15 protein-coding genes and 5 pseudogenes are annotated in these 23,096 nt (G+C 61.5%); 10 read left to right on the plus strand and 10 right to left on the minus strand.

Features of this window, described 5'->3' with window-relative positions; all coding sequences use genetic code 11:
- Nucleotides 1–14 precede the first annotated feature (14 nt).
- A complete protein-coding gene (locus tag RBRH_RS07790; RefSeq protein ID WP_157864394.1) occupies nucleotides 15–1,313 on the plus strand; it encodes a hypothetical protein in 1,299 nt (432 codons plus the stop codon).
- 107 nt (nucleotides 1,314–1,420) lie between these two features.
- Here the strand turns inward: RBRH_RS07790 and ldcA are convergent, their stop codons facing one another.
- The 8 genes and pseudogenes from ldcA to RBRH_RS07835 form a co-directional block, all read right to left on the minus strand.
- Nucleotides 1,421–2,347, minus strand: coding sequence for a muramoyltetrapeptide carboxypeptidase (gene ldcA, locus RBRH_RS07795; protein WP_041753644.1), 927 nt, complete (start codon nucleotides 2,345–2,347; stop codon nucleotides 1,421–1,423).
- Nucleotides 2,348–2,448: 101 nt separating this feature from the next.
- Entirely contained in the window at nucleotides 2,449–2,970 is a 522-nt protein-coding gene (tadA, locus tag RBRH_RS07800; RefSeq protein ID WP_013435606.1) for a tRNA adenosine(34) deaminase TadA, read from the minus strand.
- A 24-nt stretch (nucleotides 2,971–2,994) separates the two neighbouring features.
- A complete protein-coding gene (locus RBRH_RS07805) occupies nucleotides 2,995–3,429 on the minus strand; it encodes a DnaJ family domain-containing protein (RefSeq protein ID WP_013435607.1) in 435 nt (144 codons plus the stop codon).
- 51 nt (nucleotides 3,430–3,480) lie between these two features.
- The gene (locus RBRH_RS07810; RefSeq protein WP_041753648.1) at nucleotides 3,481–4,551 is read right to left on the minus strand and encodes a squalene/phytoene synthase family protein; all 1,071 of its coding nucleotides are present in this window, start codon (nucleotides 4,549–4,551) and stop codon (nucleotides 3,481–3,483) included.
- A gap of 324 nt (nucleotides 4,552–4,875) precedes the next feature.
- Entirely contained in the window at nucleotides 4,876–6,384 is a 1,509-nt protein-coding gene (locus tag RBRH_RS07820; RefSeq protein ID WP_157864395.1) for a hypothetical protein, read from the minus strand.
- An 874-nt stretch (nucleotides 6,385–7,258) separates the two neighbouring features.
- Nucleotides 7,259–7,742, minus strand: a pseudogene (locus RBRH_RS17255) (NAD(P)-binding domain-containing protein); the annotation flags it as partial.
- A gap of 32 nt (nucleotides 7,743–7,774) precedes the next feature.
- A complete protein-coding gene (locus tag RBRH_RS07830; RefSeq protein WP_013435612.1) occupies nucleotides 7,775–9,298 on the minus strand; it encodes a CoA-acylating methylmalonate-semialdehyde dehydrogenase in 1,524 nt (507 codons plus the stop codon).
- Nucleotides 9,299–9,401: 103 nt separating this feature from the next.
- Nucleotides 9,402–9,761 (minus strand): annotated as a pseudogene (locus tag RBRH_RS07835) (MFS transporter); the annotation flags it as partial.
- A 1,055-nt stretch (nucleotides 9,762–10,816) separates the two neighbouring features.
- Between RBRH_RS07835 and RBRH_RS21310 the strand changes: the two are divergent.
- The 3 genes from RBRH_RS21310 (at nucleotide 10,817) to RBRH_RS07850 (ending at nucleotide 14,854) form a co-directional block, all read left to right on the plus strand.
- Nucleotides 10,817–10,945, plus strand: a complete 129-nt coding sequence (locus tag RBRH_RS21310; protein ID WP_415878037.1) for a helix-turn-helix domain-containing protein — start codon at nucleotides 10,817–10,819, stop codon at nucleotides 10,943–10,945.
- Nucleotides 10,946–11,872: 927 nt separating this feature from the next.
- Nucleotides 11,873–13,411, plus strand: coding sequence for a cryptochrome/photolyase family protein (locus RBRH_RS07845; RefSeq protein ID WP_041753655.1), 1,539 nt, complete (start codon nucleotides 11,873–11,875; stop codon nucleotides 13,409–13,411).
- A gap of 429 nt (nucleotides 13,412–13,840) precedes the next feature.
- Nucleotides 13,841–14,854 carry an F-box protein gene (locus RBRH_RS07850; protein ID WP_157864396.1) on the plus strand — a complete coding sequence of 338 codons (1,014 nt, stop codon included), beginning with the start codon at nucleotides 13,841–13,843 and terminating at the stop codon, nucleotides 14,852–14,854.
- Here the strand turns inward: RBRH_RS07850 and RBRH_RS20215 are convergent.
- Nucleotides 14,826–15,117, minus strand: a pseudogene (locus RBRH_RS20215) (hypothetical protein); the annotation flags it as partial. The gene RBRH_RS07850 and the pseudogene RBRH_RS20215 sit on opposite strands and share 29 nt — an antisense overlap.
- 490 nt (nucleotides 15,118–15,607) lie before the next feature.
- On the opposite strand from RBRH_RS20215, the gene RBRH_RS07855 reads away from it, so the two are divergent.
- The gene (locus RBRH_RS07855) at nucleotides 15,608–16,252 is read left to right on the plus strand and encodes an SOS response-associated peptidase (RefSeq protein WP_041753657.1); all 645 of its coding nucleotides are present in this window, start codon (nucleotides 15,608–15,610) and stop codon (nucleotides 16,250–16,252) included.
- Nucleotides 16,253–16,377: 125 nt separating this feature from the next.
- On the opposite strand, the gene acs is transcribed toward RBRH_RS07855, so the two are convergent.
- On the minus strand, nucleotides 16,378–18,360 hold the full coding sequence (acs, locus tag RBRH_RS07860; RefSeq protein ID WP_041753658.1) for an acetate--CoA ligase: 1,983 nt from the start codon (nucleotides 18,358–18,360) through the stop codon (nucleotides 16,378–16,380).
- A gap of 315 nt (nucleotides 18,361–18,675) precedes the next feature.
- Between acs and RBRH_RS18895 the strand changes: the two are divergent.
- From RBRH_RS18895 to murI, 5 genes and pseudogenes are all read left to right on the plus strand, one after another.
- A pseudogene (locus RBRH_RS18895) lies at nucleotides 18,676–19,306 on the plus strand (hypothetical protein).
- 82 nt (nucleotides 19,307–19,388) lie between these two features.
- Complete coding sequence (locus tag RBRH_RS07870) at nucleotides 19,389–19,961, plus strand: TIGR00645 family protein (protein WP_041753659.1); 573 nt, start codon at nucleotides 19,389–19,391, stop codon at nucleotides 19,959–19,961.
- 48 nt (nucleotides 19,962–20,009) lie between these two features.
- Nucleotides 20,010–21,533, plus strand: a complete 1,524-nt coding sequence (locus RBRH_RS07875) for a fumarate hydratase (protein WP_013435627.1) — start codon at nucleotides 20,010–20,012, stop codon at nucleotides 21,531–21,533.
- Nucleotides 21,534–21,645: 112 nt separating this feature from the next.
- The gene (gene bfr, locus RBRH_RS07880) at nucleotides 21,646–22,125 is read left to right on the plus strand and encodes a bacterioferritin (RefSeq protein ID WP_041754326.1); all 480 of its coding nucleotides are present in this window, start codon (nucleotides 21,646–21,648) and stop codon (nucleotides 22,123–22,125) included.
- Nucleotides 22,126–22,152: 27 nt separating this feature from the next.
- Nucleotides 22,153–23,017 (plus strand): annotated as a pseudogene (gene murI, locus RBRH_RS07885) (glutamate racemase).
- Nucleotides 23,018–23,096 lie beyond the last annotated feature (79 nt).

The following is a 23,096-nucleotide window of genomic DNA, read 5'->3' on the forward strand; positions in this document are numbered from 1 at the left end:
GTGCCTTCAAGGCAGTGGATCGTTATTATCTGGTGTGGGCATTTTTTGTGCCGATCACGTCCGTGCTGGTGTTTCCCAGCGTGCAAGGTACCACGCCGGGCTATTTGATGTGCTTCTTATCCCTGGCAATCGCTATGCTGTACGGAGGCGGCGAGCGTACCCGCTATTTGCGCATCCTTTTAACAGCGATCTTTGTCTGGGTATTGCTGTTTACACTGACGCAACTAGCCGACCTGACCGACGGTTATACGCCTGATCTTGACACCTTGTCGCTGGTCAATCCGTATGACCATTCGTTTGTCATGCGCGCTTCGCTTTTCACGCAATCTCTATATGTCGTCGCGGTGGTACTCTATGGCACCTACCTGTACGTCTACTACGACGACGCATGGGATCGCATCATCGTTGCCTCCGGCGTCCTGTTTGCCGTGTACGGACTTTATGAGTGCGCCTACTACCTTGTGACCGGCCAGCCGGGTGACTTCCTGTCCAATCGCCAGTTCACCAACACGCTGGCCCGGCCCCTGCCCAAGGACATCGTCACGGGCAGCGACTTTCAAACCATGGGCATCGGTGGGATCTCGATGCAGCGTCTGAAGTCGCTAACGGGCGAACCGTCGATGTATGCGCTGTCGATGTTCCCGTTCTGGGTCTACGCCCGCACCGTGCAACGGTCGCGCTGGCCAGCGATCATTATTGGCGCCTCACTCGTGATGACGGCCTCCACGACGGCGATGGTCGGCTACCTGTGCTACATCGGCATCCGGATGATGCACACGCGGATCAATATTATTAAGCTGGTGCTGGCCGCGCTTGCCATTATCGCGATCATCATCGTGTTTAACGAGCAAGTCGTGCAATTGGCAGATGACGTGATAATCAAGAAACTCACCGGCGCCAATTCATCGGGCCAGGAGCGCTCGGCCGGTTTCATGGCCGCCGTCGACTTCTGGCTCAATGCGCCCGTTGCGAACAAGCTGGTGGGAATCGGCTTCGGCTACATCCGCACCACCGACATGTTTTCGACGCTACTAGTCAACAATGGGCTACTGGGCCTTGCGCTGTTCAGCGTGCTATTGCTGTATCCGGCGTTCAAGCTCGATTGGGCGCCGAAGGCGGTCGCGCTACGACAGTGCTGCGTGGCGACCTATGTGATGATGATGGTATCGGTGCCGGAGTTCTCGTACCTTGCACCGTGGACCTTCGTTGCATTTGCCTATTGCCGACTGTATCACCGCAATCGCGCACGACAAGCCGCGGACCGGCATGAAGTGGAACTAACCGCGCGCACCTCACACATGCGCGAGGCTTGAGGCTTGAGGCTTGAGGCTTGAGGCTTGAGGGTAGCAGGACAACGCTTCTTGGTTCCCGGCGCCTCGCTGCAACCCAGCGTCGGGTAACCCCGCTGCCACGGGCAGTATTATTCCGCCAGGGTTGGATGGCCGCTGATTGTCAGCGTAAAGCCGTTAGCGCCGGCTTTCAATTGCGCGGGCACGCCCACGGGCAGCGTCACGGTATCCGCGCCGTGGCCAAAGCGCAGCCCAGTTATCACCGGAATACCGATCAGCGCGCGGATCTGCTCGACCATCGCGTCAAAATCATAGCCATTGTCATACTCCGACAACTGCGCCCCGGTGAAGTCACCGAGCACCAGCGCCTGTTGACGCGGCAGGATGCCGGCCAGATGCAATTGGTACAGCATCCGCTCGACGCGGAATGGATGCTCGTTGACGTCCTCAACAAACAAAATGCCCGCGTCGATGTTCGGCAAGTATGGCGTACCAGCCAGCGCGGCGATCATCGCGAGATTGCCACCCCACAACGTGCCGCGCAGGTCGACGTCGTCGGGCTGTGGCGTCAGCTCACCAATCGTGAACTCCGCGTTGCTGATCGCCGCCCAAAAATGCTCGACTGTGAATTCGCTCAATATCGGCGCGCCGAAGTTGCCGCTCAGCATCGGGCCGCCGAACGTAATGAGGCCACTGTGCGCGAGCAACGCCATCTGAATCGCGGTGAAGTCACTATGGCCACAGATCGCGATCGGCTCGCCGGCCAGCCGGCGTTGCAATCCTGCATAGTCCAGTCCATGCAGCAACCGGATCGCGCCATAGCCGCCACGCACGGCCAGCACGATGTCCGGCAGCGCCCGCGCAGGATCAGCGAGCCGATTCAGGTCCGCGGCGCGTTGCGCATCGGTGCCCGCGAAGCGCTGGAAGCGCCGCTCGGTCGTATCGATGCCCTGGATGTGATGGCCGGCATCGACCCAACGCGCCAGCGCCCGGGCAACGGCTTGTGGATCCTGCGGATAGCCGCAGGGGGCAATCAGTTCGATCGTACGGGGCCTCATGACACTCCTGAGCGGGAAAAGACAGTGCGCGGCGCGTATTGCAACCCGTGCCGACACGGCGCGACGTCGATCAGGATCACACGGCGCGACATCGACCGGAATCAACTTGCGTCGCCGAGTGTACGCGACGTGCGCAACTGCCGACGGCGCTCGACGAAGAACTGACTCAACTCGTGCGAGCATTCATCGGCCAGTACGCCGCCGACAACGCTCGTGTGATGATTCAACCGTGGCTGTGAAAATACGTCGACTACACTGCCGCACGCGCCGGTCTTCGGATCATGCGCGCCGAACACCACTCGAGCGATGCGTGCATGCATGATCGCGCCGGCACACATCAGGCATGGCTCGAGCGTTACGTACAATTCGCAGCCCGGCATCCGATAGTTGGATAACGACTGTGCAGCCGCTCGCAGCGCGACCATCTCCGCATGCGCGGACGGGTCGTGAGTGCTGATCGGCTGATTGAAGCCCTGCGCAATCACCTCGTCGCCCCGCACGACCACGGCGCCTACCGGCACTTCGCCAATTGCATAAGCGCGGCGGGCGGCGGCGCGCGCTAACGCCATGAAATGCAGATCCCGGGCTAACGGGCCCGCGTCAAGTAAACCGCTGTTGCGCATTCAAGCTCCGCGTCGAAGGGCCGCTCAGTCAGTCGCTGCTGGCACGACGGCGCCACCACAGCCGGCCAGGCGCTCAGCGACACGGCGGCAATACTCGTGTGGCACCACCATCGGCCCGCCACGCAGCGATTCGAGCGCCATAGTCAGCGCCAGCCACTTCGCCCGCAGGCGACGCTGTTCCGCGCGATCCGGCGGCGGCCCATCGTGTGCCGGGCACTGAGGGCCCATGTCGCATTCGCACAACGCATGCTCCAGTTCGCGTAGCGCACGCAAATGCTCGACGCCCGGCGGCACAAAGCCGGCGTTTTTCAAAATCCGGTTCGCCACACGAACCTCATGCGGCACAAGCAAATCGTCGTCGAGTTGCAGCGCCCGCCCGCTGCCGGGCAAATCGTCGAATTCACTCCGCGCGGCCGCGGCAGCGATGCGCTGTTCAACCAGCGCGTCGAGCAGTTTCATAGACGGACAAGATTCGAAATGCGCGTCAAGGATACCAAACTCTAGCGTAGTTCAGCCGCCCTCGCGCGAAGTGCAATGGAGCCGGCACTCTATTGCAGCGATCAACCGCTCCAGCCACGCGCGCAGCAGCGTATTGGACCCGACGAGCGCGATCGAGGTGACGATAACGCCGTACACCTGCTGGCGCCGAACCTTGGCGGCCGGCTCCGGCACCAGCCAGTTCGCGCTGTTCACTAGCAACAGCAGCGTTTTCAAGCCAATGACGATCGGCCACAAGCATGCCAGCCTCAGGCGCGGCGCCGAACGGCGAATCGCCAGCGTATAGTCGATTGCGTCGCGGAACTGGTCCAGCGCATGGCGTACAAGTTCCAGCATCACCGGGCGCGCCCGGCCTGCCGCCTCGGCGGACAACAGGTCCCGCGGCGTCAAACCGTACCGCTCGAGCATCGTGGACGGCAAGTAGCAGCGGCCAATCCGCAAGTCTTTAGCGCAATCGCGCAGCACGTTCGTCAGCTGCAGTGCCTTGCCAAAACGCACGCCGCGCGCTGACATCGCCACGGGGTCACCGTGCAGCACACGCGGCAGATGCATATAGGTCATCTCCGTCCAGAACGCGCCGACGCAGCCGGCGACCATGTAGGTGTACTGATCCAGTTCGTGCCATGCCCGTAACGCCACCATCTGCCCGGAGCGCTCGTGCGCAAATGTGGTCAAATCGAACTCCATGCCGCGCGTGAGCGTCGACACAATGCCACGGACCGCCTCGCGATCGCGCTCGGCCAACTGCTGTAGGATCGCCAGCGCCGGCTCGAGCGATTCCAGCAGCCGCCGCTCGTCGGACTGTTGGTGTTGCGCGGCCAACTGCCTAGCCATCTCGCGCAGCGGCCCGCGATCGTGTTCGGCGTCATTCACGTGCGCACGCAGCGTCAATAGCATCCGCAGCCGCAGCGCGGGCTCGATCAGCGGCGTGTCTGCGATCGTGTCGGCGGCGCGCGCCAGCAGATACGCCAGGCCAACTGGGTCGCGCATGCCGGCGGGCAGCACGCGCAGCGTCAAGTAGAACGAGCGGGACACCCCCTTGAGTAGCGGACCGAGCAGGAAAGAGCGCGCCGGATCGCGCATGGATCGGTCAGCAGCAGTCACGCAGGCGGGCGGTTGCGGACCGGCCACCGGCCCGGCGGCACGTCGCGCGTGCGCTGCAGCGCCGTCGGATGGAGAGTCGAACGATGAATCGGACATCGCGCAGCCATAAATTGACAATCACAGCCGGCATTGTACCGGTTCACGCACCGGCGTCGCCGCGCCGTCGGGTCCGGCAAGCCGCCTTCGGCCATCATCGAGGCCTGGCCCGCGTGGAAAAGCAACTCGCCTCCCAATGCTCGAGCGGGTCGAGCGCTGCGGGCGCTAGCGCATGCCCGCGCTGCCGGGCTAGGACGACGGCCTACCCTATCGGGCATTGTTGCGCGTCATATTGAACAACATACCGCCCTTGCCCGGCGTTTGCATCACCACGCGAAGTCGGCGTTCCTTTTCAATGTAGAAACCCACGCCGCGAACCGTCGAGTTTGGGTAGGAACACATTGTGTCGCCTGAGTACTCAACCTCGATATCGTAGGCACTGCCCCACTCACGAGAAACGATTTTGCCGACAAACGGGCAATATCCCTCTGTCCCTGTGATCCTACCCCGGCCATCGATTATCATTTCAATTATGCTCGGCATATTGATCTCGTTGACAAGATAGTCACGTTTGCTGAACATGCCTTTGTATGTCCCGACCACTTTGCTCACAGTCGGCTTGGTATGTAACGCTAGGTCGGCATTGCCTTGGAATTGGAGCGGCGGCAGGCCATCGGCGGATGCGACGATGTGAATCGATTGCGAATTGAACAACAAGTTGTCGGCCTGAGTGGCAATACTCTGATAGCTGGGAAACTGGTTGGCCAGGATCGAGACCACTGTGGAACCGACGTGGGAAGGCAGCGAACGACCGGAATCAGTTGACGCGCTTAAATTGACCTTTATTGCAAGCCGCTCTTTCAAATAGAGGATCCCGGTCCCGGCGTTGCCCATGTCGAAATCGCCAACAATAGCCTCACCTATATCGTCGCCGTGAGCATATATCGCATAAAACTTGCCCGCCGGGGTAACCAACGCGGTGAAATTGTAGTTGCCCGATAGGCTACCGATGTATTGGCCTTGCGCTTCGTGCGCCTCCATGAGTTCGGTCTGTACGCCGGCGTCCGCGACTTGGGCGGCGGGCTCGGGTTCGGTCTGTACGCCGACGGCCGCCACTTGGGCGACGGGCTCGGGTTCGGTCTGTACGCCGACGGCCGCCACTTGGGCGACGGGCTCGGGTTCGGTCTGTACGCCGACGGCCGCCACTTGGGCGACGGGCTCAGGTTCGGTCTGCACGCCGACAGCCGCCACTTGAGCGACGGGCTCGGGTTCGGTCTGTACGCTGGCGTCCGCCACTTGGGCGACGGGCTCAGGTTCGGTCTGCACGCCGACAGCCGCCACTTGAGCGACGGGCTCGGGTTCGGTCTGTACGCCGACGGCCGTCATTTGGGCGACGGGCTCGGGTTCGGTCTGTACGCCGACGGCCGTCATTTGGGCGACGGGCTCGGGTTCGGTCTGTACGCTGGCGTCCGCCACTTGGGCGACGGGCTCGGGTCCAGTCTGTACACCGACGGCCGAAATCCGCGCTTCGTGCTCGCCCACGCCCACATTCAAGTCTTTCACCACAGCTTCGCTTACGCTGTGGCCTGTCCGCCAAATACTACGCCTTTTCCTGCCTCTGTCGTGATTCAGACTACCAATCTCGATCGTTCCATCCGTTGCATAAAGTTGGCCTACATTCGTAATGTTGATTATATTCATCGTATGGGCCGAATTTGTTGTAGGGACTGGAGAACCGACCGTGGTACCGGTGTGCCAGCCTTGTACGGGATCCATTGGCGAGCGGGCCCGCTCTCGTTCTCCGTCCGCCTCTTTGACGACTACGCGTTGGACCATGTCATCATCAGATTTGCCGCCGCCGCTCCCCCCACATGCCCCCGCAGCACCGACAAGCATCACAGCGACACACTGAATTATTCTGTAACGTAGTGCCCTGATAAGCCAACCGGATGCGGCTAAATCCTTCAAAGCCGCGTTGGCGCGCACCAAGTCACGCGCGGTTCGAGCGTCTTCTAACACCCCCCAATTCCGCTTCCTTTGCTCGCAAACTAGATTAAACGGCACCACACCCGCTTTTTTACTCAATTGTTCAAATCCGTGTAAAACTGTCTTTCGCCCAACTCGAAACCGCGTGATCGATGCTCGATGCCCATGCGTGGTCAACTCGATTCCGAGAAAATCAACGCGACTGAAAAAAGACCCGCGAGATATTAGTCCACCCATAGCTTGCCTATTGCCACCGGCCACTTCTCTTTTGTACTTGGCGAAACGCGTCGGGGCACTCAACCCTTCTGCTTGAAACAGGCTACCTCGGCGCCACATCGAACAGCATAGGAATACCCCCCGACCGACGGGGTGTTGGAAACACCGATGACAACGCCACACGGCAGGGTAGCGTCAGTGGCGTGACATTCTACAACCGGGAAACGGGGTGCGGCACTCTATTGCCACGTGAACTGGCATATGCAGGCGGCGAGACGCCTAAGATGTAATTAAGTCGGACAAGTATTGGCTATCGAGTCAGGCAGGTGCTCGCCGGTGGACAGCGCGCAGCGCTGCACCGTCGAGGTAGGCCGTGCGCCGTGCCGGCCCGATGTCAGCAGGCATGTCGAGCATGGACGCGCTTGGGCAGCTCGCACGCCCATCGTGCTCAGTCCTGGCCGAACTTTGCACTGTATAGCTTGATGGACGCCGAGAAATCCAGCCCGCCCATACCGCGTTGGCTCATCGACTGGTAAAGTACGGATGATAAGTATCCGAACTCCAGCAACGGCCGGTTGACATGTTAATGACGCCGGCCAGCACCGCCGGGCCGATGCCGAGCGAAACACCGAGCGACATTGCTTCAGCCACGCCCATCATCGATATACCGAGCACCAGATTGTTGCAGATCTTGGCCACCTGCCCCATGCCCGGTTCGCCGCACCGAACGACGTTCTTGCCCATGCTCAGCAACACCGGTTGAATGCGCTCGAACAGTTGCATGTCGGCGCCAACCATGAAAGTGAGCGTGCCGGTCTGCGCGCCGCCGGTGCCCCCGACACAGGCGCGTCAGCAAACGGATTGCGCTGCCGGCCGGCTGCCGCCGCAATGGCTTGCACCGTCGCTGGATCGACCGTGCTTGAATCGATCAGCCCGATAAAACCGATTTCCATGACGCCTCCTGTCAGCGTAAAGCGATCGTCGTATTGACCCCAGTGCCCGGTGCGTCGTCGAACCAGCGCGCGGTCACGGTCTTGGTTTGCGTGTAGAACTGCACGACCTGCTTACCGTATGGGCCCAAGTCGCCCAGCTTTGAGCCGCGCGAACCGGTAAAGCTAAAGAATGGCACAGGCACCGGTATTGGGATGTTGATGCCGACCTGTCCGGCGTCGATCTCGCTCTGGAATTTGCGCGCCGCGGCGCCGCTTTGCGTGAATAACCCCACGCCATTACCCATCGGGTTGCGGTTCACCAGCGCAATGGCGTCATCGAGGGTGGCGGCTTCCAGCACCACGATTACCGGGCCGAAAATTTCCTGCTGGTAGATCGACATGTCGGTCTTAACGCTTGAGAAAATCGTCGGACCGACAAAGTTACCCTGCTCATAGCCCGGCACTCGCACGCCACGACCGTCCAGTAGCAGCGTCGCACCCTCCTTGATGCCCGATTCGATCAAGCCGACGATCCGCGCCTTAGCTGCCGCCGAAATCACGGGCCCGACATCGGTTCCCGGCTCATGGCCGGCGTTCACTTTTAGCGTCTTTGCCTTCTCCACCAGCTCAGGCAACCAATCGCGCGACTCGCCAACGAACACCACCACCGAGGTCGCCATGCAGCGTTGGCCTGCGGCGCCAAACCCGGCCCCAACCAATGCATTAATCGTCTGCTCACGATTGGCGTCCGGCAGCACGACCGCGTGGTTCTTGGCGCCCATCATCGACTGCACGCGCTTGCCATGCTGGCTGCCGAGGTTGTATACGTGTGTGCCCACCTGCGTGGAACCGACGAACGATATCGCCTTAATGTCCGGATGCGTGCACAGCGCGTCAACCACCTGCTTGCCCCCGTGCACGACATTGAGCACACCGGCCGGCACGCCGGCCTCGAGTGCCAGCTCGACCAGTTCCATCGCCGACAACGGATCCTGCTCGGACGGTTTCAGCACGAACGTATTGCCGCAAACGATCGCCATCGGAAACATCCACAACGGGATCATCGCAGGGAAATTGAACGGCGTGATGCCCGCGCACACGCCGATGGGCTGCCGTAACGTATAGGTGTCAACGCCGCTAGCCACGTTCTCGGCAAACTCGCCGAGCTGCAGCGTGCCGATCGAGCATGCATGCTCAACGACTTCCAGGCCACGAAAAATATCGCCCTGTGCGTCCGGCAACGTTTTGCCCTGCTCTGCCGTCAGCGTGTGCGCAATGCGCTCCATATGCAGGCGAATCAACTCTTGGAACTTCAGCATGATCCGCATGCGAGTTCCGATTGACGTGTGTTTCCACGTCGCGAAGGCACGCTGCGCGGCGGCTACCGCCGCCTTTACCTCGTCATCGGTGGCGAATGGCACGCGGCCGATGACCTGCTGCGTGGCAGGATTGATGATATCGCGCCACTCGGTGGACTGCGATTCGACGAACTGCCCGTCGATCAACAACTTGACGGTGGTCACCTCAAGCGAGGTGGAAGCTATGGCGGAATTCATTAACAGTCTCCAACACTATCAAACTTCTATTTAGGTATCCTACTCGATAGACGGCATGACACGCCGCCGCGCCGATACGCCACCTAGCGTGCCGATGCCGGGCTCAGTGGCGCGGCGCCCGCATGAACGCGGTGCAGATCAACGCGAACACCCCCAATCCAATCAGGTAGGCAACGACATAACGCGGATTTCCGCCTGCGCAAGCGAGCAGCGAGGTCGCGATCATCGGCGCAAACCCACCGCCCAACACGCCGGCGCCCAGCACCATCGCACACCGCACCACCGTCGGATGACGAGTGCCCAGCATCCCAAAGAACGGCGCGGCAAACACGCGCATCAGCAACAAACCAATCACGAACATGCGCTTCTGCCCAATGCGGTCGTTCAAGTGCCCGCACAGTGGCACCGTTACTAATGACAGTATCGCACTGGCGGTAATGGCGTTCAGGATGTCGGCCCGTGGCGATCCCCGAAGCCGCGCGGCCTTCGATGGTTGTTTGCATCTGCATAGTGCCTCCGTTTATTGTCAGGCGGGCCGCCATGGCCGGGCGATATGGGTCGTGTACCGGCATATTGATATGTCCAGTATAAGTAAGCAAACGGCTTCGCTGTATCAACAATAAACCAAATTGGATGTGCATGAATGCACAAGCTGCATGCCAATTTTGCAGTGGAACGCGAAAGTTTGTTAAGTGAGAAGACCGGGCCTTTATCTAACGGTAAATTAGTGCGCGTTCGCTCTACCTGTCTACCTGTCTGCCTGCCTGCACTGTAGGCACCCATCGTCAGCGCCTAGGCATTAGGCACCACAAGCATCATGCGGACGACGATCGGGGACACCTCTACGCCCTGTGAAGAGGTCAAATCATATGTCCCGACTGAACCCAGACGGCGCGCGCCATCCGTATCGATTGCTTGAACTTACTAAAACATGTCTGCAAATAATTCAAGTTGTAGCTGGGCTAATGCTGCGTCATGGTGTCGTTACTGATGACCGCCTGGCTGTTGATGCGGCAGACCGCCGTGCGGATCCGGTCCACCGTCGCCGCCGGCGACGCGGGCACGCGCCGCGACAGGGGTATCGACTGCGCCCACTGTCACCGACGCGGCACAGTACGGCATGCGCCGCCGTCAACGCACGCCGCCGCCCCGGCGGCTCCCATAGCTATCACCTCCATCGCGGTATCGACGGGCTCTGCCGGTGTCAAGGCGTGGATATGCGCCGACCCGCAGCTCACATCCGCCCTCGACAACGCATAGCGGGCCTTCTCGCGCGATATCCTGGTCATCGTGCACGGCGAAACTGACTTGTACTACCGGCTCTGCGGCATAAGCATTACGCTGCCGCCGCTGCGCGAGCGCACCGATTGCGGTTGCGGCTCGAGCGCCTGCTCGCGCAAGAGGCGGCATTAGCCAACAGAGACCGCAGGATCAGCGTCAAACATCTACCGCCGGAGTTGACTCGCGACGACCAGCACGCCGGCAGGCCCACGCCTGGCGGCTTGCCTGGCCGGCACGCTGGCCGAAGCGAAAGCCGATGTGATCAGGCAGGCACTCCAGCGTCACGACGGCAACGTGTCGGCGACCGCCCGCCCGAAGCCTGGGCATCTCGCGCGCGACGCTGCACCGAAAACTACGAGGTCGTAGCGTCGGGCGGCACCGCTCGACAGTTGTGTCCCGTTCTGGCGTTCTATTATTCGCCACCCTTTATTACATTTCCGCCAACAGACTTCGCGACACCATCCACGATTGCGCCGACCAATGCGCAAGCCGGATGGCGCAGCAGCGATAATTGATGTCCGACATATGACGGGCACTCGCTTCGCTGCCGCGCTCGCTCAGCTATTCCTGGAACACCGCATGTCAGACAACGGTCCTTACTTCACCACGCCGCCACTACTTGGACCCATTGAAACAACGACGCCCACGCTCGTAAGTTCAGGCGCGCGCCCGGCACCTGCGCCTTCCCAGATGCCGTCGCGGGAGCCAGTCGCCGCCCTGCGCAATCTTCTCTGGACTGCAAATGGACCCTTCGTCCATACCATGCCGCAGTTCCTAAACCAATCGCGGGAGTACTTTTTCCCTTATAACCCGGCTCCCCCGTTGTCTTGATGGCATCGCCTTCGCGTGCCGCGCCGTCCTGCGCACCGCAGCCTTCCGAGCCGCCGCTGGATAACAGCGTGGAACAGGGCAAGCACGCATGACACGCGATGTGCGGCCAACACGGACAACGTAGTCCCCCGCCCCTCCCCCGATTGGGCGCGACCCGGCGATGCCATACGTCAAGCGCCGGCGGGCGTGCAGCAGTCGCGTGTGCTACCGTGCACACAGCCATCTCACGTTCTCGATTGGCCTGGTGGACCTCGGACGCTTCGACACATGACCACTGCGCGAGCTGGGGACCGTTGCGGCCCTTTCTTTGACGATTAGCTTATCGAGCGATACTGAGTCGTCACTAACACTTGTAGCGGCATAGTCGGCACGCGCCTCAACGCTGTTGACAAATCCCAACAGCTATCCGCGCCGAAACCCGTATTATGGAGATTGTCACGGCCTCCGCTTTACGACTTCTCAATGCCGCCGTCTTCGCCACCCTGCTCGCTACCACCCGTCGTCGTGTGGTTTCGCGACGATCAACGCCTAGCCGACAATCCCGCGCTCGAATACGCCACTGCCACGGGTCACCCTGTCGTGTGCGTGTATGTTCACGACCCGGCGCCACGCAATACGCGCCCGCCGGGCGCAGCTGGGCGCTGGTGGCTCCATGAATCCTTACGCGCACTCAATGCTGCGCTCGTAGCGCTGGGCGGTGAATTGACCGTCCTTCACGGCTCCGAGTCGCAGGCCATCGAAGCGTTCGCCGTGGCAATCGGCGCGATCAAGGTGTGCTGGAATCGCCGGTATTCGGCACCGCAACGCGAAACCGACACCGCGATCAAGACGGCGCTCAAAGAACGTGGCATTGCGGTTTTCACTTTTAATGGCCACTTGCTGCGAGAGCCGTGGGCCGTGGCCACGCGAGATGGCCGTCCGTTTCAGGTCTTCAGCGCGTACTGGCGCGCCGCGCGCCACCAGTATTCCCCTGAAGCACCGCAGCCCGCACCTCAGCGGATCAACTTCTTTCCCGTGCCGGACAACATCGGCGTGGCGGCGCGCGTGGAAAATCTGTCTGCACTGGCGCTCCAGCCTCGCACCCCCGACTGGGCCAGCGGGCTGCGCGAAACGTGGCAATGCGGCGAACAAGCGGGACAGACGCAACTGGACGCTTTCCTCGCGAATGCGCTGACCCGTTACGCGAGTGGACGCGACGTTCCCGCGATGCAGGCAACCAGTCGGCTCTCTCCGTATCTTCGCTTCGGCAATCTCTCGGCACGGCAAGTATGGCATGCAGCACTGTCTGCTGCGCGCGTCGGGCGCCACTGCGGCGACGCGCGCCGCACGTGCACCGCGAGCAGCGGCGTCGATAAGTTTCTCGATGAGCTGGGCTGGCGCGAGTTCTCATACTATCTGCTCTATCATTGTGCACCGCTGCATCAAGTCAACTTCAAACGGCAATTCGACACGATGCCGTGGCGTGCCGATACCGCGGATCTGCGCGCGTGGCAGCATGGCCGCACCGGCTATCCGCTCGTTGACGCCGGCATGCGCGAGCTATGGCACACAGGTTGGATGCACAATCGCGTGCGTATGGTAACGGCGTCGTTTCTCGTCAAGCATCTGCTCATCAACTGGCGCGAAGGAGAGGCTTGGTTCTGGGACACGCTCGTCGATGCCGACGAAGCCAGCAATCCTGCGAACTGGCAATGGGTGGCCGGCAGTGGCGCGGACGCGGCGCCGTACTTTCGCATTTTCAATCCAGTGCTACAGGGTCAGAAATTTGACCCGCAGGGCGCCTATGTGCGGCGCTGGGTGCCCGAACTCGCGCGCGTGCCGAGTGGATGCGTCCATGCGCCATGGCTCGCGCAACCCGCACAACTGGCGTCTGCGTCGGTTCGGCTGGGTCAGGACTATCCGCTGCCGGTGGTGCCTCACCAGCAAGCACGCGAGCGGGCGCTGAAGGCGATGGAGCACATGCGTGGGCGCGAATCGGGCAGCGCCGACCCGTTGGCATGATCAAGCGGGTTTGCGCGACGCGGCTGATCGCGATCCGCAGCCGCCGAATCGATCAAGCTGCTGCCCGGCCACCCGAAGCACCGTGGGTGCTACCGCGTCACCGCGCTCAACGAGACGCATCTGGTGCTCCAGCCATGGGAACGGTGCAAACATCGCGGATCGTGTCAGCGGCAGACCACGCACAGCTTGCCCGATGTCGACGTATCGCGCCGATTCGGTTCTTCCATTGTCGTTTCGGCACCGGCGCGACGTATCGCCGCGCTTGCTCCGACAATTGCGGATTTTAGGGCCTACCGAATGCCGCATCCGCTATCCTTGAGCATCGCACCGCGTGCCAGCCAGGGCACGCAAACATTTGATCCAATCCCCCCGGCGGCTTGCACGCCCGAGGCAGTCGGGAAGCAATCCACCGCGCAACGACGGAATGGGGTGCATCGACTCGACGGGCTGGGTGCCAAGCAATTGTCCAAGAGCCCGCAAGCCGCTATTGGCCTGAACGAGATGCCAACGGAGCTTCTCGCCAACATATTCAGCCGTGTTCCGCTCAGCGATGCGGCGCGGTTGTCCGAGGTCAACAGCAAGTTCCGGCAGATGCTGCTGCCGCGACGGCATTGCTTTCTTGTAAACAAGAAGCTGCAGGCCGTTCGCCAACTGCCCCCCGGCCCCCAGCAGCACGATCAAGCACAGAGGCTATGGACGACGTCGTTGGAACTGCTCGAGCATAGCCGCGCCGAACTGGATGGGATCATCCAGTCCTTTGAACTCGAATGGCTGGCCCCACAGGATAGAAAGGACGTGCTGGACCAGATGATCGAGCATCTGAAACGCTCGCATGACAGCGCGTCGTGCGCGACGCAATCCGATGAGCCCAGTAGCGGGTTGCCATCGCGCGATAACGCGTCAGCAAGCGCACGGCAACGTCGAGCACTGCTAAACCACCTAAAGTCGCAAATCGAAACCCTGCCGAAAGGCGAACGCGCGTCGGCGCTGACACGGATCATCGAATTGCAAGGTCAGGAAGCGGCGACGGTCGAACGCTTGTTTCCGCGAATCCATGGCGGAAATGTCTGGATATCGAACCGTGACTATGCCATTCATTTGCTGAACTACGGTTTTTTCGAGGGCGAGGCTGCCGCGCTCGCCGGCGAGCGTGACCCGCATGCATTGGAGGATCCCGACATTGAGATTTGCACTGCTGTCATCGCGTGGCGGCCCAAAAACCTGCCACTACACAAGTTTATCGACTTGCTCGAGCAAGCGATAGGCGATGCCCGCCGTCACGGGGACAAACACCGCGTGGGTGCCGACGACGAGACGGCGGACGATGAACGGGCTCGGCTTGTGCAGCGATTGAGAAACCTGACCCGCAATGCGACGCCTGACGCGCGCACCCTATCACGGTTGACACCCGACTCTATCGAACGCGTTCGCACGCGAGTCTGAGCCAGCGTTCATCGTGCGGCTTCCTATCCAGCAAGCTGACGGCAATCGCAACAACGAAGCCAGCGGGCGCGCCAAACACGCCTGAGCTGATCGGCTCAATGCCGGACCGAGCAGCCCGCTGTGAAGCCAGAGCGGCCCGCTGAAACCGATCAGCCGCATCACAAGCGGGGAGCCCGACACAATGTCGTACACGCACACGGCCAGTCCGGCCAGCATCCCGCAACCGCGCCGGCCTGGGTGGTGCGTTTCCAGAATCTGTTCAATTGTCCCCAAAAAGTTACCGTGACGTTGAGCGGCGCGATCCGGTCTTCGAAATCGGATTGCTAACGGAACTCGCGCTGCTTGAGCGCGGCCTGTTATTAGCGCCTTCATTTATCGTCGAGTAGCACATCAACGATGGCAAGCTGATACAGGCCCTAGTGGATAGTGGACGACGCGCCGACTTCCGTTTCACGCTGTGATGCCGCACCGTTCGGCAATGCCGGTGACAGTACGCAGCTTCGTTAACTTCATGGCGGAGTGGTTCGCCGCATGACTGCCCGGCGTCCATGGCCGAGGCTGCGGCACGTAGCACCGCTTCGCGATGTACTCGGCGTCGATAGACATCGGGTCATTATCGTGGACTGTACTGACGGCAACGAATAGAAAGCGTACCCTTAAGACTATTGCAACCCCTCATTCTTGCAACATCACCGTATATTTGCACAGCGCTGTTGCATCAATCAATCTAATCTGGCGCTTCAAGGGGGCGGTGTGTGCACCAACTACGAATCCGCGACGCTCGACGATTTGAGCACATTCACCGAGTTTCCTCGGCCGACATTCGATTACCCTCGCAGCGTCTATAAAGACTACGCGGCGCCAATTTTCCGTATGGGAGAAGGTACGAGAAGCACCGATCGGGCAACGTTTGGCCTCGTGCCCCGCAAGCACATCCCGCCCGGCGTCAAGGTGTTCGATACGATGAACGCTCGAGCCGAGACCGTGGGCGAAAAACGCAGTTTTTCGACATGCTGGCGCAATGGGCAGCTGTGCCTTATCCCTGCATCAAGCTTCTATGAGCCGAACTATGAAACCGGCAAGGCGGTGCGCTGGCGGATCAAGCTAGCGAGTGGTGAGCCGTTCTCGATTGCAGGGTTATGGCGTGCGTGGAACGATAGTCTGTCGTTCACGATGTTGACGCTCAATGCCGACTCTCATCCGCTCCTGCGCCGTTTTCACGAGCCTGGATCTGAGAAGCGCGGCATCGTAATCCTGCGGCGCGAATACTATGACGACTGGCTGACGTGCCGTGAGCCGGAGGTGGCCAGGACGTTTCTGAGCTTGCTGCCAGCCGATGAACTTGTCGCAGGCCCTGCCCCACTGCCTACGCGCAAAAATGTGGGCGATGCAAAATGAGTACGCCCACCCATGGCTGCGTCAGTGCGCATCGCCACCGGCCGAAGGGCATCGAGTCTCTCCAGAGCCTTCGTCGCTGATGCGAATCGACATGCGCAGCGACGAAGGCCATGCACCTCATCGCGTCAGCGCGCCTCGTTCAACTGATCGAGGATAGCCGGGTTTTCCAGTGTCGACACATCTTGCGTGATCGCCTCGCCGTTGGCCAGCGAGCGCAGCAGCCGCCGCATGATCTTGCCGGAGCGCGTCTTCGGCAAGTTGTCGCCGAATCGAATATCCTTCGGCTTAGCAATCGGACCGATTTCCTTCGCGACCCACGCCCGCAACTCATTTGCCACCTTCACGGCCTCGTCGCCCTGCACACGTGCGCGCTTGAGTACGACAAACGCGACCACCGCTTCGCCGGTTGTGTCATCGGGCCGGCCGACGACCGCCGCTTCGGCGACGATCGGATTAGCCACCAGCGCCGACTCGATCTCCATCGTGCCGAGCCGGTGACCGGACACATTCAGCACATCGTCGATGCGTCCCATGATCGTGAAATACGCGGTTTCCTCGTCCCGTACGCTGCCGTCTCCGGCAAGATACAACTTGCCACCGAGTTCCTCGGGAAAATAGCTTTTCTTGAAACGCTCCGGATCGCCCCAGATCGTGCGGATCATCGAAGGCCACGGGCGCTTGATCACGAGGATCCCGCCCTGTCCGTTCGGTACGTCCTGGCCGGTCTCGTCGACGATTGCCGCCATGATGCCCGGCAACGGCAGCGTGCATGAGCCCGGCACGAGCGGCGTGGCGCCGGGCAGCGGCGTGATCATATGGCCGCCGGTCTCGGTCTGCCACCACGTGTCGATGACCGGGCAACGCTTGGCGCCGACCTGCTCGTAATACCAGACCCACGCTTCGGGGTTGATCGGCTCGCCGACAGTGCCGATGATACGCAGCGACGACAGGTCGTACGCGCGCGGATGGCATGCCGGATCGGCATCCGATGCCTTGATCAGCGAGCGGATCGCGGTCGGCGCCGTATAGAACACGGTGACCTTGTGCCGCGCGATCATCTCCCAGAAGCGGCCCGCGTTCGGATACGTCGGCACGCCTTCGAACACAACTTGCGTTGCACCACACGCCAGCGGCCCGTACGCGATATACGTATGGCCGGTGATCCAGCCGATGTCGGCGGTACACCAGAACACATCGTCCGGCTTGATATCGAACGCCCATTTCATTGTCAACATGGCCCACAGCAGATAGCCGCCGGTGCTGTGCTGCACGCCCTTCGGTTTGCCGGTGGAACCCGACGTGTACAGAATAAACAGCGGATGTTCAGCACTGACCCATTCCGGCTCGCATTGCTCGGGCTGTTGGACCACCAGTTCATGCAGCCAATGGTCGCGCCCTTCGTGCCAGGCGACCTTGCCGCCGGTGCGCCGATAGACGATGACATCCTTCACCGCGTCGCATCCGCCCATCGCCAGGGCTTCGTCGGCAATACGCTTAAGCGGCAGCGCCTTGCCGCCGCGCATCTGCTCGTCGGCAGTGACCAGCGCCACAGCGCCGACATCGATCAGCCGCTCATTGAGCGATTTCGACGAAAACCCGCCAAACACGACCGAATGCGTTGCGCCGATCCGGGCACAGGCCTGCATCGCGACGACGCCTTCGACCGACATCGGCATGTAAATCACCACGCGATCGCCCTTGCGCACGCCGCGCGACTTCAGCGCATTGGCAAACTGGCACACGCGCCGGTGCAACTCGCCGTAGGAGACAGGCGTGAGCGTGCCATCGTCAGCCTCAAACACGATTGCGTTCTTCTGCGCGTGGCCCGCGGCGATCTGCCGGTCCAGGCAATTGTACGAAGCGTTGAGCTGGCCGTCCTCGAACCACGTATAGAACGGTGCATTGGATTCGTCCAGCACTTTCGTGAACGGCTTGTGCCACGCCAGGTGCTCGCGCGCCAGGCGAGCCCAGAATCCGTCGTAGTCGCGCTCGGCCTCGGCGACCAGCGCCCGATAGGCATCCATGCCGGCGATGGCGGCCGCGGCCGTGGTCTGCGCGGACGGAAAAAACACGCGCCGCTCTTGCAGGACCGATTCAATGGCAGACATCAAACTACCCCCTGATAATGGAATAAACAAAATCGTTGTCGTGTGCCGCCGTATCGCATCGCTGTCGCAACGCGCTGGATAACCCGCCGCGCGCCGCCGCGTTGCCACACATTGGCGTGAGTGTCTCCGCTCCCGCCGTGGCCGGGCGGCGCAACGAAGTCGATCGCCGCACCGCATCGACCCGCGTGCTTACCGGCACCTACCCAGAACTTTACAATGAACTCTACAATGCTTGCTCAATTAAGAAAAAGCTGAGCGGCCTCGGATTCGCTGTGACCCCGCAGCAAACCGCTACGCACGCTTGCCCCTTGCGCGATGCGACTCGTCAACACTTATGTGGGCATCGGCAAGAGCATCGTCGCACTCATTTCGGTATCGATCTTCGCGCTATTACGGTTCGTGACCGAGATCGGCGTGCTCTGGCCGCTGTACCGGCCCGCGAAGATACGCGCGGTGAATGGCTGAGTCTGTTCCTGCAATCGCTGTTCGGCACGTTTCTGTTCACGCTATGGATGCTCAACGGGCCGCGGCACACGAGCGCCGTCGCCGCCGGCGTAATTACCCGCACGATTGCGGCGCTCGGTGCGGTGTGCTGCGAATCGATTTGCTTGGTCCTGTCGTAAACATTGGCGGCCATCGACGTAGGCCGTACACGCACGGCATCGTACCTGCTGCCGAGGTTGCTATTCGGCGCGGGCTCGCTTGCCGCGTTCGACTATGGGGCGGTGCTGCCGGTGGCCGCCGCATACAGGATCACTTTTCTGGCGATCGTCCGAGCGCAGCGCATGGGTCCGTGCGAGTAGGCGGGATCACCGGCATCGCGTTGGCCAGCATGCGGCCGGCCGCGTCCCGCCACTCGCGTCATGGCCCGCCGCCGCGTGCCCGAGCCGAGCGTGCCGCAGCCATTCTGCTGCGACGCGGTACAATAACCGCATTGGTACAATAACTGTATTTTTGACCCCACCCTGGCGTTCGCCCCTGCCCGCGCGCGTGCACGGGCAGTGCGACACCGTTTGCTCAGTTGCACGATGCCTTCCAGTCACCCGCCATTTTCGCCGTCCGGGCCGCGCCGTATGCGCGCACTGCCGTCGCTGATCTTTTTTAGTCGCTGGCTGCAACTACCACTGTACCTGGGCTTGATCCTCGCCCAGGCTATCTACGTCTTCCTATTCCTGAAGGAACTGTGGCACCTAGTGTCGCACGCGGCGTCGCTGACCGAGACCAATGTGATGCTGGTGGTGCTCGGACTGATCGACGTCGTGATGATTTCGAACCTGCTGATCATGGTGATCATCGGCGGCTACGAGACGTTCGTGTCGCGGCTGGGCTTGGAGGGCCACCCGGACGAACCGGAGTGGCTCGATCACGTCAATGCCGGCGTGCTGAAGGTCAAACTGTCGATGGCGCTGATCAGCATTTCGTCGATCCACTTGCTCAAGACCTTCATCGACCCCGACCAGCATTCGTCGCAGGCGGTGGTGTGGCAGGTACTCATCCACCTTGCATTCCTGCTGTCGGCGCTCGTCATGGCCTGGGTGGACAAGCTTACATCGCACGCGCCGCATGTTCCTGTTTCACTAGCCGATTCGACACACGATTGAGCGTTACTCCCGCCGCCAGCCGATGCGGCGCCCCAAGAGAAAAGCACCATGACAGTCATCAAGCAGGAAGACCTGATTCAAAGCATCGCCGATGCGCTGCAATACATCAGCTACTACCATCCGCTAGACTATATCCAGGCGCTGGGCCGCGCGTACGAGCGCGAGCAAAGCCCGGCAGCGAAGGACGCGATCGCGCAGATCCTCACCAATAGCCGGATGTGCGCCGAAGGACGCCGCCCGATCTGCCAGGACACGGGCATCGTCACGGTGTTCGTCAAGGTCGGCATGGACGTGCGCTGGGATGGCGCGACGATGAGCGTGACGGAGATGATCAACGAAGGCGTGCGGCGCGGCTACACGCACCCGGACAACGTGCTGCGCGCATCGATCGTCAACCCGCCCGAAGGGGCGCGCCAGAACACTCGGGACAACACGCCGGCAGTCATCCACTATGAGATCGTTCCGGGCGACAAGCTCGACGTGCAGGTGGCGGCAAAGGGCGGCGGCTCGGAGAATAAGTCGAAGTTCGCGATGTTGAATCCGTCCGATTCGATCGTCGATTGGGTGCTCAAGACCGTGCCGACGATGGGTGCCGGCTGGTGTCCGCCGGGCATGCTTGGCATCGGCATCGGCGGCACTGCCGAGAAGGCGGTTTTGATGGCGAAGGAATCGCTGATGGATCCGATCGACATTCAAGACGTAATCGCCCGTGGACCGCGCGATTGGATTGAGGCGCTGCGCGTCGAACTGCACGAGAAGGTCAACGCGCTGGGCATCGGCGCCCAAGGGTTGGGGGGTCTGTCAACCGTGCTGGACGTGAAGATCATGGCGGCGCCCACGCACGCGGCCAGCAAGCCGATCGCAATCATCCCGAACTGCGCGGCGACCCGCCATGCACACTTCACGCTCGACGGCTCTGGCGTTGCGCGGCTGGATCCGCCGCCGCTGGAGGCCTGGCCCAATGTGCATTGGCAGCCGAACACCGAGACCAGTCAGCGCGTGAACCTCGATACGCTGACGCGCGAGCAGGTCGCCGGCTGGAAGCCGGGCCAGACGCTGTTGCTCTCGGGCAAGATGCTGACCGGACGCGATGCCGCACACAAGCGCATCGCGGACATGCTAGCCAACGGCCAGCCACTACCGGTCGACTTCACGAACCGCGTGATTTATTATGTCGGCCCGGTCGATCCGGTGCGCGACGAAGTCGTCGGCCCCGCTGGCCCGACAACCGCGACACGGATGGACAAGTTCACCGAGATGATGCTCGCGCAAACCGGCCTTATTTCGATGATTGGCAAAGCCGAGCGCGGCCCAGTCGCGATCGATGCGATCAAGAAGCACCAAGCGGCCTACCTGATGGCGGTCGGCGGCGCCGCTTACCTCGTGTCCAAGGCAATCCGCGGCTCGCGCGTGGTCGCGTTCGAAGATCTCGGGATGGAAGCCATCTACGAATTCGAGGTCAAGGACATGCCGGTCACGGTGGCGGTCGATTCCAACGGCACATCGGTCCATCAGACCGGCCCGAAGGAATGGCAAGCCAGGATCGGCAAGGTTTCGATTGCCACCGCGTAGCGGATCGGCGGACCGCGCAGCCGCGCGGCTTCACATTTAGCGAGCAACGGACGACTCGGTTCAATCCATAACTTGCACACCGTCCGTGCCTGCCCACCACAAGGAACCGATCATGCAAGGCGACAAGAGAGTCATCGAATATCTGAACGCTCAGTTGAAGAACGAACTGACGGCGATCAACCAGTACTTTCTGCATGCGCGGATGTACCAGCACTGGGGGCTGGACAAGCTGGGCAAGCACGAATACGACGAGTCAATCGGTGAAATGAAGCACGCCGACTGGTTGATCGAGCGCGTATTCATGCTCGATGGCTTGCCGAATCTGCAGGATTTGCACAAGCTACTGGTCGGTGAGACCACGCAAGAAATCCTTGAATGCGATCTGAAGCTCGAACTGGCGTCGCAAACGACCTGCAAGGAGGCGATCGCGTATTGCGAGTCCGTGCAGGACTATGTGTCGCGCGAGCTCTTCCGCCGCATCCTGGACGACACCGAAGAGCACATCGATTGGCTCGAGACACAACTCGAATTGATCAACAGGATAGGCATCCAGAATTACCAGCAGTGCGCGATGACAGCTGTCCAATCGTAAGCCGCGGCAGCCACCAGCACGGTGAGGATGACAATGCGCAACGCGGCGCCGATCGGCGTGTTCGACTCCGGGGTCGGCGGCCTGTCGGTGCTGCGCGCGATCCGTGCGACGTTACCCGATGAGGCACTGCTGTATTGCGCCGATTCCCGCTACGCGCCGTATGGCGAGCGCGACGACGCGTTCATCGCGGCGCGCACGCTGGGCATCGGCCGGTGGCTCGCGGCGCAACAGGTGAAGGCGATCGTGGTGGCCTGCAACACCGCCACCGCGGCATACCGTATCGATGTTGCGCGAGCGCCTGCCGATGCCGATCATCGGCGTCGAGCCGGGCATCAAGCCCGCCGCGTTGCAGTCGCGCACCCGCGTGGCCGGCGTACTGGCGACCGCCAGCACGCTCAAGAGCGCGCGCTTCAACGCGCTGCTCGCCCAGTACGGCGGCGATTGCCGATTCGTCTGCCAGGCAGGTCATGGCCTGGTCGATGCAATCGAGGCGGGCGACATCGGTTCGCCGGTCGTCATGCAACGTCTGGCCGCATGCCTGCAGCCGATTCTGGACGCTAGTGCCGATATACTGGTGCTGGGCTGCACCCACTATCCGTTTCTACTCGATGCGGTGCGTACAATCACTGCCGACCGGCTCCACGTCATCGACACCGGCGAGGCGATCGCGCGTCAACTGGTGCGGCGGCTGACCGACCAGCAGTTACGGGTTGACACTGGCCCGGCCGCCGCGCACGCCGAGCCGACATCCGCGCCAGCGCCGTTGCGGCTCGTCACCACGGGCGACGCCCCGCAATTGGCCCGCATCGCTCGGCAACTGCTCAGCGTCAACGTGGCCGCCGAACACGTCGAAATAGCGTCGGAACCGATTTATCGCGATGCACTGGCCTGACGCAAGGCCAGCGACCCCGATGTTACAAAAAATCATCGATCGCGCTTGCACACGTCACCACAAAGAATGATAATAATTC

The sequence above is a fragment of the Mycetohabitans rhizoxinica HKI 454 genome (assembly GCF_000198775.1).
GTDB classification, from domain to species: Bacteria; Pseudomonadota; Gammaproteobacteria; order Burkholderiales; family Burkholderiaceae; genus Mycetohabitans; species Mycetohabitans rhizoxinica.

Coding starts and splice junctions, on each gene's coding strand:
- ldcA (WP_041753644.1), bottom strand. CDS start 2,347: ATGAGGCCCCGTACGATCGAACTGATTGCCCCCTGCGGCTATCCGCAG.
- tadA (WP_013435606.1), bottom strand. CDS start 2,970: ATGCGCAACAGCGGTTTACTTGACGCGGGCCCGTTAGCCCGGGATCTG.
- RBRH_RS07805 (WP_013435607.1), bottom strand. CDS start 3,429: ATGAAACTGCTCGACGCGCTGGTTGAACAGCGCATCGCTGCCGCGGCC.
- RBRH_RS07810 (WP_041753648.1), bottom strand. CDS start 4,551: ATGCGCGATCCGGCGCGCTCTTTCCTGCTCGGTCCGCTACTCAAGGGG.
- RBRH_RS07820 (WP_157864395.1), bottom strand. CDS start 6,384: ATGGATCCCGTACAAGGCTGGCACACCGGTACCACGGTCGGTTCTCCA.
- RBRH_RS07830 (WP_013435612.1), bottom strand. CDS start 9,298: ATGAATTCCGCCATAGCTTCCACCTCGCTTGAGGTGACCACCGTCAAG.
- RBRH_RS07845 (WP_041753655.1), top strand. CDS start 11,873: ATGCCGCCGTCTTCGCCACCCTGCTCGCTACCACCCGTCGTCGTGTGG.
- acs (WP_041753658.1), bottom strand. CDS start 18,360: ATGTCTGCCATTGAATCGGTCCTGCAAGAGCGGCGCGTGTTTTTTCCG.
- RBRH_RS07870 (WP_041753659.1), top strand. CDS start 19,389: ATGCCTTCCAGTCACCCGCCATTTTCGCCGTCCGGGCCGCGCCGTATG.
- RBRH_RS07875 (WP_013435627.1), top strand. CDS start 20,010: ATGACAGTCATCAAGCAGGAAGACCTGATTCAAAGCATCGCCGATGCG.
- bfr (WP_041754326.1), top strand. CDS start 21,646: ATGCAAGGCGACAAGAGAGTCATCGAATATCTGAACGCTCAGTTGAAG.